The 12679-nt window shown below is 74.1% G+C and carries 9 protein-coding genes; 3 read left to right on the forward strand and 6 right to left on the reverse strand.

The window, feature by feature from the left end; translation table 11 throughout:
* Window positions 1–152 precede the first annotated feature (152 nt).
* Window positions 153–1091, reverse strand: coding sequence for an LLM class F420-dependent oxidoreductase (locus ACGFI8_RS02260; protein WP_392798702.1), 939 nt, complete (start codon window positions 1089–1091; stop codon window positions 153–155).
* On the opposite strand from ACGFI8_RS02260, the gene ACGFI8_RS02265 reads away from it, so the two are divergent.
* Entirely contained in the window at window positions 1090–1887 is a 798-nt protein-coding gene (locus ACGFI8_RS02265; RefSeq protein ID WP_392798704.1) for an S-adenosyl-l-methionine hydroxide adenosyltransferase family protein, read from the forward strand. The genes ACGFI8_RS02260 and ACGFI8_RS02265 overlap by 2 nt on opposite strands.
* Before the next feature lie 294 nt (window positions 1888–2181).
* Here the strand turns inward: ACGFI8_RS02265 and ACGFI8_RS02270 are convergent, their stop codons facing one another.
* The 3 genes from ACGFI8_RS02270 to ACGFI8_RS02280 form a co-directional block, all read right to left on the reverse strand.
* Window positions 2182–6681, reverse strand: a complete 4500-nt coding sequence (locus ACGFI8_RS02270) for an ATP-dependent helicase (protein ID WP_392798707.1) — start codon at window positions 6679–6681, stop codon at window positions 2182–2184.
* Window positions 6682–6865: 184 nt separating this feature from the next.
* Window positions 6866–7507, reverse strand: coding sequence for a leucine efflux protein LeuE (gene leuE / locus ACGFI8_RS02275; RefSeq protein ID WP_392798710.1), 642 nt, complete (start codon window positions 7505–7507; stop codon window positions 6866–6868).
* Window positions 7483–8697, reverse strand: coding sequence for a bifunctional pyridoxamine 5'-phosphate oxidase family protein/GNAT family N-acetyltransferase (locus ACGFI8_RS02280; protein WP_392799623.1), 1215 nt, complete (start codon window positions 8695–8697; stop codon window positions 7483–7485). The genes leuE and ACGFI8_RS02280 overlap by 25 nt, the downstream gene beginning before the upstream one ends.
* A 410-nt stretch (window positions 8698–9107) precedes the next feature.
* Here ACGFI8_RS02280 and ACGFI8_RS02285 point away from each other — a divergent pair, with 410 nt between their 5' ends.
* Both ACGFI8_RS02285 and ACGFI8_RS02290 read left to right on the forward strand, forming a co-directional pair.
* Window positions 9108–9860 carry an LppX_LprAFG lipoprotein gene (locus ACGFI8_RS02285; protein ID WP_392798712.1) on the forward strand — a complete coding sequence of 251 codons (753 nt, stop codon included), beginning with the start codon at window positions 9108–9110 and terminating at the stop codon, window positions 9858–9860.
* Window positions 9861–9917: 57 nt separating this feature from the next.
* Entirely contained in the window at window positions 9918–11060 is a 1143-nt protein-coding gene (locus ACGFI8_RS02290; protein ID WP_392798715.1) for an acyl-CoA dehydrogenase family protein, read from the forward strand.
* Here ACGFI8_RS02290 and dhaL read toward each other — a convergent pair.
* Both dhaL and dhaK read right to left on the reverse strand, forming a co-directional pair.
* Window positions 11035–11667, reverse strand: coding sequence for a dihydroxyacetone kinase subunit DhaL (gene dhaL / locus ACGFI8_RS02295; protein ID WP_392799626.1), 633 nt, complete (start codon window positions 11665–11667; stop codon window positions 11035–11037). The genes ACGFI8_RS02290 and dhaL overlap by 26 nt on opposite strands.
* Before the next feature lie 2 nt (window positions 11668–11669).
* Window positions 11670–12665, reverse strand: a complete 996-nt coding sequence (gene dhaK / locus ACGFI8_RS02300; RefSeq protein WP_392798718.1) for a dihydroxyacetone kinase subunit DhaK — start codon at window positions 12663–12665, stop codon at window positions 11670–11672.
* Window positions 12666–12679: the final 14 nt, after the last annotated feature.

Below are 12679 nucleotides of genomic sequence, written 5' to 3' on the forward strand. Positions count from 1 at the left end.
GTCGGGATGAGGTTCGTCGCGTTGGGGCCCGCCGGGCGGCGGTTGGTGTTCCAGATCCTCGCCCGGCGGCCTCTTCCGCAGCACCACTCCGAGCCTCTGCCCGGATTTTTCGTGATTTACCGGCCTCCGCCGTGATCAGGAGGGCATTGCCGCTACGGCAGCAGCGGCGCGACCTCCGCCGCGATCAGCTCCAGGTGCTCCAGGTCCCGCATGTCGAGCACCTGCAGGAACGCCCGGGACGCGCCCGCCTTCACGAAGTCGAGCAGCTGCTCGGCGATGCGCTCGGGCGTGCCGTACAGCTGCCCGCCCCGCTCCCGCGGACCGTTCGGGTCGAGCCCGACCGACTCGGCGCGGCGCCGGACATCCGCCTCGGTGCGGCCGCACACGATCGTCTGGGTGAACGAGAACACGATCGGCGCCCGGCCGTCGCGCCCCTCGCGCTCGATCGCCTCCACGACCCGCTGGTACTGCGCATCGGTGTCGGCGAGCGACGAGAAGGGCACGTTGAACTCGTCGCCGTACCGCGCGGCCAGTCGCGGCGTGCGCTTCGGCCCCTTGCCTCCGATGATCACCGGCGGTCCGGGCTGCTGCACCGGCTTGGGCAGCGCCGGCGACTCGACGATGTCGTAGTAGCGCCCCTCGAAGCTGAACGTCGAGCCGGCCGGCGTCGACCACAGCCCCGTCAGGATCTCCAGCTGCTCGCCCAGCCGGTCGAACCGCTCGCCCACCGGCGGGAACGGAATGCCGTACGCGGTGTGCTCCCGCTCGTACCATCCGGCGCCGAGCCCGATCTCGACCCGCCCGCCGCTCATCGCGTCGACCTGCGCGACGGCGATCGCGAGCGGCCCGGGGTACCGGAACGTCGCCGACGTCACGAGCGTGCCCAGCCGGATCGTCGACGTCTCGCGCGCCAGCGCGCCGAGCGTCACCCACGAGTCGGTCGGCCCGGGCATCCCGTCACCGAGCGTGGTCACGTAGTGGTCGGAACGGAAGAACGCCTCGAATCCGAGCTGCTCGGCCCGCTGCGCGATGGCAAGCTGGTCCTCGTATGTCGCGCCCAGTTGGGGCTCGGTGAACACGCAAAGCCGCATGAGACCCGACACTATCGTGATGACGCTGAGCACGATCTCGTTCACCACCGACTACGGCCTAAGCGACGGCTTCGTCGCGGCTTGTCACGGCACGATCGCGCGCCTGGCGCCCCGGGCCCGGATCATCGACGTCACCCACCTGGTCCCGCCCGGCGACGTCCGCCGCGGCGCCGCCGTTCTGGCGCAGACGGTACCGTCGCTGCCACTGTCAGTACACCTGGCGGTCGTCGACCCCGGCGTGGGCACGGCCCGGCGTCCGATCGCGATCGCGGCGGCGGACGGCGGCTTCCTGGTCGGCCCCGACAACGGCCTGCTGGTCCCGGCCGCCGAGGCGCTGGGCGGCATCGAGGCCGCGGTGCACCTCACCAACCGCGCGTGGTTCGCCCCGGAGGTCTCCGCGACCTTCCACGGCCGCGACATCTTCGCCCCGGTCGCGGCGCGCCTGTGCTCGGGCGCGGCGCTGCCGGACGCCGGCGAGGAGATCGACGACCTGGTGGTGCTGCCGGCGCCCCACGTCGAGCGGGCCCCCGGCCGCCTGGTGGCCGAGGTCCTGACCGTCGACCATTTCGGCAACGTCCAATTGGCGGCCACGCCCGACCTGCTGCCCGACGCCCCGCGCGAGCTCACGGTCAACGGCACCCCCGCGACGCGCACGAACACGTTCGGCGACGCACCCGCGGGCGCCCTGGTGGTGTTCGCCGACTCGGCCGGCCACCTGGCCCTGGCCGTGAACGGCGGCGACGCGGCCGCTCGCCTCTCACTCGCCCCCGGCGACCGGGTGACCATCACCTCCTGACCACGACCGGGGCGTCGCGCGGGCAGCGGGCGCAGGATCGGATCGCCGTCAGCCCGCCCGCCCGTTCCCGGCAGCGCGCCGTCCCATCGGCCGGGTCGGCCGCGGAGGCGCGGGCCGCGGGTGGACGCGGCGGAAGCCGACATCGGCCAGGGCGTCGCGCAGCGGCGGGCAGGATCGACCCGCAGCCGGCGCTCGCCCGCCCGCGACGGTGCGCTGTCTCCGCACTGGCTCGGCCGCGGAGGCGCCGGCCGTCCGATCGGCTCGGTCGCGGAGGCGCGGGGTCGACCGATCGGTTCAGCCGCGGAGGCGCAGACCGCGGGGGGTGCTGCGGAAGCCGGCGCTCGCCAGGGCGTCGCGCAGGGGTGAGTGCAGGATCGACTCGCCGTCGGCGCGCTCGACGGACAGGACGCCCAGCGCGCCGCCGTGGACGGCGTCGGCGAGGGCCTTGGCGGCGAGGGCGAGCAGCTCCGGGTCGTCGGCGTAGGACAGCAGGGTGCGGCCGCCGCGTTCGACGTAGAGGATCAGGTCGCCGCCGACGGTGACGACCAGGGACCCGGCCTTGCGGCCCGCGCGGTGCCCGGCGCGCTCGCCGTCGCCGGCGTCGACGACGCGCTCCGGCCAGGGCAGGGCCGCACCGTAGGGGTTGGCGGGGTCCGTCGCGGCCAGCACCAGCGCGTCGCGGTGCTCGGTGCCGCCGCGGAGGCGGTCGACGGCGCCCGGCAGCGCGAACTGCGCGGCGCCGAGGCCCTCGACGAAGTATCCGCGCCGGGCCGCGCCGCGCTCCTCCATCGCGGCGAGCACCGGGTAGACGCCGGCGAACGCGCCCGGCAGGTCCTCGGACATGACCGCGCCGCGGGTGACGACGCCGTGCCGGTCGAGCAGGAGCTCGGCGTTGGCGGTGGCGCGGCGGGTCGGGTCGAGGTCGCGCTCGGGCAGCAGATACCACCGCCCGGCCGCCTGCGGGGGCCCGGTGCGGGCCACGGCCAGCGACATGCGCCCGAGCGACGCCCCGCCCGGGCGCCGGTATCGCGACCGCGGCGCCGAAGGCCGCGACCGGTGCGCCCCGCCGCCGCTGAGCTTGGCCCGCAGCGGTGCGATGGTGTCGTTGGACAGCCGACCGGCCCAGACGAGGTCCCACAGGGCGGCGATGAGCTCCTCCTCGGGCGCGTGGATGTGCTCGGCGATGGCGCGGAAGAACAGCGCCTGCCCGCCGGCGAGGGCGTCGAGCACCGCCTCGTGCAGGGGCCCGCCCACGTCGGAGGGCGGTGGCAGGAGCAGTGGCGCGGCGTCGGCGAAGGCCAGGCTGACCCAGCCGTCGTGCTCGCCGATCGCGCCGGTGCCCGCCCACACCAGGTCGCCCGAGGCGGTGAGCTCGTCGAGCTGCGCCGCGCTGTAGTCGGCCACCCGCGCGGGCAGGATGAGCCGCTCCAGCGCCGAGGCGGGCATGGCGACGCCCTGCAGCTGCTCGATCGCGGACGCGACGGCCTCGACCCCGCGGGCGCGGGAGGCGCCGATGTGGTGCCACTGCGGCAGGAACCGGGCCAGCGCCCGGGGCGGCACGGGCTCGATCTCGCGGCGCAGCGCGGCGAGCGAGCGGCGGCGCAGCAGGCGCAGGATCTCCGTGTCGCACCACTCGGTGCCCGCGCCGCCGGGTGAGAACTCCCCGGAGACGACGGAGGGCAGCCGGCGCAGCGCCTGCTCGAGCACGAACACGCCGAGCCCGAACCGGGCCGCGGCCGCCGCGGCGGTGAACGGCCCGTGGGTGCGCGCGTGCCGGCTCACGAGGTCGCCGAGCGGGTCGGCGACCGGCTCGAGATAGGCGGTGGGCAGCCCGACCGGCAGCGCCACGCCGAGGGCGTCGCGGTATCGCCCGGCGTCCTCGACGGGGATCCAGCGCGGCTCGCTGGCAACGCGGACCTGGATCGCGCGCCGCCGCGCGGCCAGCTCGCCGGCCCACGCCGGGTCGGCGCCGCGCGCGGTCAGCTCGGCGTCGGAGAGGTCGCCCAGGACGCGCAGCATCTCCGCCACGTCCTCGGCGTCGCGCGGGGTGCGTCGCGGGCCGAGCCACTGCAGGCCCTGCTCGGTCTCGGCGACCACGGCCGGGTCGAGCAGCTCGCGCAGCTCCACTCTGCCCAGCAGCTCGGCCAGCAGGGTCGGGTCGAGCGCGAGGGCGGCGGCCCGCCGCTCGGCCAGCGGCGCGTCGCCCTCGTAGAGGAACGCCCCCACGTATCCGAACAGCAGCGACCGCGCGAACGGCGACGGCCGCTGGGTCTCGACCTCGACCAGGCGCAGCCGCCGCCCGGCGATGTCGCGCATCACCCCGACGAGGCCGGCCACGTCGAACACGTCCTGCAGGCACTCGCGGGCCGCCTCGAGCGTGATCGGGAAGTCCGCATACTCCCGGGCCACGTCCAGCAGCAGCGCGGAGCGCTGCCGCTGCTGCCACAGCGGCTGGCGGCGGCGCGGGTCACGGCGCGGCAGCAGCAGTGCCCGGGCCGCGCACTCGCGGAACCGGGCGGCGAACATCGCCGAGGTGCCGACCGTCTCCTCCACGATCCCGGCGATCTCGTCCGGGTCGAACGCGACCAGGTCGGCGCCGGGCGGCTCGTCGGCCACGTCGGGCAGCCGGACCACGATGCCGTCGTCGCTGGGCATGACCTGGGCGTCCACGCCGTATCGCTCGCCCAGCCGCCGGGCGATCGCCAGCGCCCACGGCGCGTTGACCCGGGCGCCGAGGACGCAGTGCACGGTCATGCGCCAGTCGCCGAGCTCGTCGCGGAACCGCTCGACGAGCACCGTCCGGTCGTCCGGCAGGTGCCGGGTCGCCTCGCGCTGCTCGCGCAGGTAGGCCAGCAGGTTGTCGGCGGCCCAGTCGTCCAGCCCGCCGGTGCGCAGGTGCGCCCGGGCCGCCTCGTCGCCGGACTTCACGAACCCGCGCAGCCGCGCGCCGATCGCCCGGCCCAGCTCGACCGGCCGTCCCGGCGAGTCGCCCTTCCAGAACGGCATCTTCGCCGCGGCGCCCGGCGCGGGGGAGACCAGCACCCGGTCGGGCGTGATGTCCTCGATCCGCCACGACGTCGAGCCGAGCAGGAACACGTCGCCGACCCGCGACTCGTACACCATCTCCTCGTCGAGCTCGCCGACCCGCGCCGCCTTCTCCGCGCCTGCCAGGAACACCCCGAACAGGCCCCGGTCGGGGATCGTGCCGCCGCTGGTGACCGCGAGCCGCTGCGCGCCCGGCCGGGCGGTGAGCACGCCGTCGGTGCGGTCCCAGACCACGCGCGGGCGCAGCTCGGCGAAGGCCGTCGACGGATAGCGCCCGGCCAGCATGTCCAGCACCGCGAACAGCGCCGAGTCGGGCAGGTCGGCGAAGACCGCGGCGCGGCGCACGAGCGTGGCGAGGTCGTCGACCTGCCACGGCTCCATCGACACCATCGCCACGACCTGCTGGGCCAGCACGTCGAGCGGGTTGCGCGGGTAGCGCAGCTCCTCGATGCCGCCCTCCACCATGCGCTCCGCGACGACGGCGCAGGAGACCAGGTCGCCGCGGTGCTTGGGGAACACCACGCCCCGTGAGACCGCGCCGACCTGGTGCCCGGCCCGGCCGACCCGCTGCAGCCCGGCCGCGACGCTCGGCGGCGCCTCGATCTGCACCACCAGGTCGACCGAGCCCATGTCGATGCCCAGCTCCAGGCTGGACGTGGCGACCACGGCCGGCAGCTGCCCGGACTTGAGCGCCTCCTCGATGTGCTTGCGCTCCTCGCGCGAGACGCTGCCGTGGTGCGCGCGGGCCACCACGGGCGGGGCGCCGTTGGCGGTGCCTGCCTGGGCCATCATCTCGGCCGGCGTGCGGGCCGCCTCCGGTTGCGGCACCCCGGCCCGGGCCCCGGCCAGCTCGTTGATCCGCGCGCAGAGCCGCTCGGCGCCGCGCCGCGAGTTGGTGAACACGATCGTGGACTGGTGCCCCTCGATGAGGTCGAGCACCCGCTCCTCGACCGCCGGCCAGATGGAGACCTGCCGTGGCGCCCCGTCGTCGTCCTCCCCGGGCGCGGCCTCCCCGAGCGCCGTCATGTCCTCGACCGGCACCTGAACCTCGACCTCGATCGTCTTCGCGCTGGGCGGCTGGACGATCTCCACCGGGGCCGACCCGCCGAGGAACCGCGCGGTCTCGTCGATCGGCCGGACCGTCGCCGACAGCCCGATGCGCTGCGCCGGACGCTCCAGCAGCGCGTCGAGCCGCTCCAGGGACAGCGCGAGGTGGGCTCCGCGCTTCGTCGCACAGACCGCGTGCACCTCGTCGACGATGACCGTCTCCACGCCGCGCAGCGCCTCCCGCGCCTGCGAGGTCAGCAGCAGATACAGCGACTCGGGCGTGGTGATCAGGATGTCCGGCGGGGTGCGGGCGAACGCGCGGCGCTCGTCGGCCGGCGTGTCGCCGGTGCGCATGCCGACCCGGATGTCGGGCGGATCCTGACCCAGCCGGGCGGCGGCCTGCCGGATGCCGGCGAGCGGGGCGCGCAGGTTGCGCTCCACGTCGACGGCGAGGGCCTTGAGCGGGCTCACGTAGAGCACCCGGCAACGCCGTGCCTGGTCGGCCGGCGGGTGCGCGGCCAGCTGGTCGAGTGACCACAGGAACGCGGCCAGGGTCTTGCCGGAGCCGGTCGGCGCCACGACCAGCGCGTGCCGCCCGGCGCTGATCGCCCGCCACGCGCCCGCCTGCGCCCTGGTCGGCGCCGCGAACGCCGCGCGGAACCACTCGCGCGTCGCCGCCCCGAAACCCTCCAGCTCTGCCATGCCCCCATCCTGCCCCGGGGGTACGACAATTCCTGGAGGCGGCGGCGATTTGCCCGAATTGAACCGGTTGGCTACTGTGTCTCAATCCCGCCGGGGGAACCCGGCGCACCCACCCCCGACGCGACTTGCCTGGCCGGGCACCGAAGGGTCCCCCGTCGGCCCCGGCGGGGGACCCCCATGCGGTTCAGGACAGGCTGGCCGTCGCCAGTTTCACGCTGAAGGCCAGGAACGCGGCCCCGACCAGCCTCGTCAGCCCCGCCGCCAGCCGTCGCCGGGCCCGGAACTGCCCGGCGAGGAACCGCCCGCCGAAGATCAGCAGGGTGAGGTACAGCGCGCTGAGCACCTCCGCGATGGTGCCGAGCACCAGGAAGCTGACGGCCGGGTGCGGATACGCCGGGTCCACGAACTGGATGAAGAACGAGACGAAGAACAGGATCGCCTTCGGGTTGAACAGGCTGATCACCAGCGCCCGCCGGAACGGCCGGTCCGCCGGCGCCGGCTGCTCCTGCGCGGGTGCCTCGGCCTGCCGCCGTCGCCACAGCGTGCCGACGACCAGCCGGACGCCGAGGTACGCCAGATATCCGGCGCCCAGGTACTTCACGATCCCGAACAGCCACGGATACGCGTGCAGCAGCGAGGCCACGCCGCCCGCCGACAGCGTCATCAGCACCGCGTCGCCGAGCCAGACGCCGGCGGCGCCCCGATAGCCGTCGCGCACCCCGCGCCGGGCGGCGACGGTCAGCACGTACAGCGAGTTCGGCCCGGGCAGCAGCACGATCGCCGCCGTGCCGAGCACGTACGTCAGGGGGTTGGTGACACCGAGCACGAAACGCCTCCCGCTTCCAGCGCCGCGGCCAGCCGGTCCCGTGCGGCGGGCCATTCGTCGGCGATCATGGAGTACAGCACGGTATCGCGCTGGCTTCCATCCGGGCGCTGCCGGTGGGCTCGGAGGATCCCCTCGCGCTGCGCGCCGAGTCGCTCGATCGCCCGCTGCGAGCGCTCGTTGCGCACGTCGGTGTGCCACTCCACGCGCAGCGCACCCAGCGTGTCGAAGGCGTGACGCAGCAACATCAGCTTCGACTCGGTGTTGACGCCGGTGCGCCACCAGGGACGGCCGACCATCGTGTGCCCGATCGCGACCGAGCGATGGACCGCGTTCGGCGCGTAGTACGACGTGCTGCCGATGACGCGCCCGGTCGCCGGCTCCCGCTGCACGAACGGCACGCGGTCGGGGTCGGCCAGGGCCGTCGCCACGATCGCCGCCATCCCGGCCACGGACGTGGGCCGCGGGGAGGTCAGGTGGGTCCACACCTCGGCGTCGTCGAGCGCCTGGAACAGCTCGGGGGCGTGTGCGTGATCGAGCGGATCGAGCGTGACGTGCCGGCCACGCAGCGTCGCTGGACTGTGCCAGGCGTCCCGCTCCGGCCTCAGATATTCCGGCAGTTGTACCGCGAGTGCCTCCGCGGGCACCGGGAGTCCGCGGATGAGCTGCAGCGGTACGACACCTGCCCAATGCGGCAGGTCCGCGTCCTGTGCGGAGTCCTTCGGCCCGCCGGCCCGCACCTTCGTCGAGACCTCCCGCAGCGGCACGGCCAGCACCGCCGTCTGTGCCGACTCCTTGCGGTCCGGCGAGCGGCTGTCGGCGGCCCGCCCCGGCGCGACCTTGTCGACCAGCGCGGCGAACGCGTTCGCCCGCTCCGCTTCGTCCTCGACCAGCCGCGCGATGCCGTGCACGACCACGGACCGGTAGTTGGCGCTGTGGTTGAACTGCGAGCGGGCCAGCACCAGCCCGTCGATGACCGTGACCGCGACGCAGACCGGCAGGCCGCCGTCGCGGGCCGCCAGCAGGGGCCGGCTGCCAGTGGAGCCGTGCAGGTAGAGCGTGTCGCCGACCCGGGCGTGCAGGGTCGGCAGCACCCGCGGCTCGCCGCCGGCGACGAAGCCGAGGTGACACACGTACGCCTCGTCGAGCACGGCGTGGGCGAGCTCGACGTCGTAGGAGGCCCGTTCGGGCATGCGCCGCGGGGTGTTCCGCGCCGTCTGCTGGTACGTCTCCACGTGGGTTCCTTTGTACTAGTACAAAACGCGAACTGTGGCAGTACAATAGCAGCCGCCTCCTGACCAGCCACAACCGAAAAATGTCAGACCCTCCCGCTAGCGTCCCCACCCATCGGGGCACCGCGCGCAATACGGGGGCGTGCGGTGCCGCCACCCAGCCGTCGACTACACGGACCAGGGCCAGCCGGTGCGGGTCACGGTGCCCAAGACGGGGGAGGTCGCGCCGGCCACGGCCGCTGTGTACAACCTGTTGAACAACTGAACTTTGGCTTTGCGGGCTCAGCCCGCCGGACGGGCGACCAATACACTCCGGCAGTCGACATCCTCCGCGCGGCGCAGGGATCCCAGGGATCCGTGGAAGGGATCAGATGAGCCGGACCGCAGCGGCAGGCAGGCGGGCGCTGCTCGTGGCGGCGGTGCTCGCGACGGCGGCGCTTTCCGGGTGTACCGCCGGAGAAAACGCCGGACCGGCGCCCACCGTCAGCGTGAAGGCCTCGCCCACGGGGCTCGCCGCCGGGGTCGGGGAGCTGGCGAACAGCAGCTACCGGTTCAAGGTGATGGTGAACGAGGGCAGCTACGAGGGGCGGATCGACCCGTTCGCGGACGTGCTCGACGCGTCGGTCAGCGTGAGTTCGAGCGGGGCGTCGCTGAAGATCGACACCGTGGCGGTGCGGGGATCCGCGTATACGCGGCTGACGGGGCTGCCGCTGCCGGGGTTCGACGGCGGGACCTGGTATCGGGTCGACCCGGCGCGCGTGACGCGGCCGGGCGCGCTCGGGCTCAGCGCGATCAAGGACCCGACCGGGGTACAGGCGCTCATCGCGGCGACCCACGACGTGCGGCGGGACGGTCGGACGTATCGGGGCACGGTCGACATGACGCGGGTGGTGGCCTGGGGGCCGGTGAACGTCGCGCAGGTGCAGCGGTTGGGCGACGCGGCGCGGGCGATCCCGTTCGAGGCCACCGTGGACGAACGGGACCGCATCACGGCCGTGAAGGTGAGCATCCCGAACGACACGGTCGAGGCCACGTACTCCGACTTCGGCGCGCCGGTGACGGTCGATGAGCCGAAGGGGGCCGAGCCGCTGCCGGACCACCTGTACGGCATGCTGGGACTCTGACGGCCCGGGCAAAGTTACGCTGGGCGAGACGGTGTCTCGCGTCGCACACTGGCCGGCATGGAGCAGCATCTGTACGAGGCCGAGCACCACGCGTTCCGGGACCTGTGCCGCGAGTTCCTCGCCCGCGAGGCCGTGCCGCACAACGACGAGTGGGAGAAGGCCGGGATCGTCGACCGGGAGATCTGGCGCAAGGCCGGCGCCGCGGGGCTGCTCGGTATGGACGTCGACGAGCGGTACGGCGGCGGCGGGCAGCGGGACTTCCGGTTCAACGCCGTGCTCGTCGAGGAGATCACCGCGGCGGGCGCGTCGGGGCTCGGGTTCGGTCTGCACAACGACGTCGTCGCGCCCTACCTGACGGAGCTGACGACCGAGGAGCAGCGCAAGCGGTGGCTGCCCGGCTTCTGCTCCGGCGACATCGTGACCGCCATCGCGATGAGCGAGCCGGGGGCCGGCAGCGACCTGGCCGGCATCCGCACCAGCGCGGTGCGCGAAGGCGACGCCTGGGTGCTCAACGGGCAGAAGACATTCATCACCAACGGCGAGATGGCCGACCTGGTGATCGTGGTGGCGAAGACCGATCGCGCCCGGGGCGCGCACGGCATCAGCCTGTTCGCGGTGGAGACCGGCACGCCCGGCTTCACGCGGGGGCGGCGGCTGGAGAAGGTCGGGCTCAAGGCCAACGACACCGCGGAGCTGTTCTTCGACGACTGCCGGATCCCGGCCGACCACCTGATCGGCCAGGAGAACTCCGGCTTCTACCACCTCACGGCCAACCTGCCGCGGGAGCGCCTCGGCATCGCCGTGGCCGCCGTCGCCGCGGCGGAGCACATCCTGGCGATGACGCTGGAGTACGCCAAGACGCGCGAGGCGTTCGGCCGGCCGATCGGCAAGTTCCAGCACAACCGGTTTCTGCTCGCCGAGCTCGACACCGAGGTCACGATCGCCCGCACGTTCCTCAACCAGTGCATCCTGGAGCAGAACGCGGGGCGGCTCAGCGTCGCCGACGCGGCCAAGGCGAAGTGGTGGACGACGGAGCTGCAGAACAAGGTCGCGGACCGGTGCGTGCAGCTGCACGGCGGCTACGGCTTCATGCTGGAGTACCCGGTGACCAAGGCGTGGCTCAACAGCCGGGTCCAGACGATCTACGGCGGCACCACCGAGATCATGAAGGAGATCATCGGGCGGAGTCTCGGGCTGTGACGCCCCCGGCCGTCACCTCGGCGAGGACGGCCAGGATCAGCGCGGTGGAGGTGGCGCCCGGGTCAGGGTGGCCGATGCTGCGCTCGCCCAGGTAGGAGGCGCGGCCCTTGCGCGCTTTCAGCGGCACGGTGGCGCGGACGCCCTCGGCCGCCGCGTCCGCCGCCGCCCGGGCCGCGGCCGCCTCACCCTCGCCGGCCGCGGCCGCGTAGGCGGCCACCGCCGGGGACAGCGCGTCGACCATGGTCTTGTCGCCGACGACCGCCTTTCCCAGCTGTTGTACCCCGTCCAGCGCCGCCTGCAGGCCGTCGGCGAGCGAGCCGCCCTGTCGCAGGGTCTTGCCCAGGGCGCGGAAGACCGTGCCGTACAGCGGGCCGGAGGCGCCGCCGACCTTCGACAGCAGCGTCGTGCCCGTCTTGCCCAGCACGTCGCCCGCGGTCGTCGGCTCGAGCGACTCGAGCGCCGCGACCGCGGCGTCGAACCCGCGGCGCAGGTTGACGCCGTGATCGCCGTCGCCGATCGCGGCGTCGAGATCGGTGAGCCGGTCGGCCTCCGCGCGCACCGCCTCGGCGGCGGCGGTGATCCAGGTCCGGGCCAGCGCCTCGTCCATGCTCACGCCCCCCAGCGCAGCGCCGGGGTGCGCACCGGGGCGTCCCACAGCCGCAGCAGCTCGTCGTCGGCCCGGCACACGGTGAGCGACATGCCCGCCATGTCGAGGCTGGTCACGTAGTTGCCGACGAGGGAGCGGGCGATGCGCGCCCCGGCGGCGTCCAGCAGGCGGGAGATCTCGCCGAACATGACGTACAACTCCATCAACGGCGTGCCGCCGAGCCCGTTGACCAGGACGATGAGCGGCTCGGGACCGATTGGTTTCGCGGCCCGCACGGCGTCGACGACCAGCGCGACGATCTCGCGCGCCGGGCGCATCTTCTGGCGGCTGCGGCCGGGCTCGCCGTGGATGCCGACGCCGACCTCGATCTCGTCGTCGGCGAGGTCGAACCCCGGCTTTCCGGCGGCTGGCGTCGTGCACGCGGTCAGCGCGACGGCAAACGACGCGGAGCGCTCGTTGACCAGGCGCCCGGCGGCCGCGACGGCGTCGAGCGGGGCGCCCTCCTCGGCCAGCGCCCCGGCGATCTTCTCGACCAGCAGCGTGGCGCCCGTGCCGCGGCGCCCGGCGGTCCAGGTCGAGTCCTCGACCGCGACGTCGTCGTCGACGAGCACGGTCTCCACCCGCAGACCCTCCTCGTCGGCGAGCTCAGCGGCGAGGGAGAAGTTCATGACGTCGCCGGTGTAGTTCTTCACGACGTGCACGACCCCGGCGCCGGCGTCGGCGGCCCTGGTGGCGGCCAGGATCTGGTCGGGCACGGGAGAGGTGAACACCTCGCCGGGGCAGGCGGCGTCGAGCATCCCCGGCCCGACGAACCCGGCGTGCAGCGGCTCGTGCCCGGAGCCGCCGCCGGAGACCAGGCCGACCTTGCCCGGCCGGGGCGCGCCGGCCCGCGCCACGAACTGCGCCTCGAGGTCCACCCGCAGCTCCGGGTGCGCGGCGGCGATCCCGGCGAGCGCCTCCCGGACCACGTCGGCCGGGTCGTTGATGAACTTCTTCATGCCTGCCATTTTGG

The organism is Dactylosporangium sp. NPDC048998, from assembly GCF_043197855.1.
Classification (GTDB): domain Bacteria; phylum Actinomycetota; class Actinomycetes; order Mycobacteriales; family Micromonosporaceae; genus Dactylosporangium.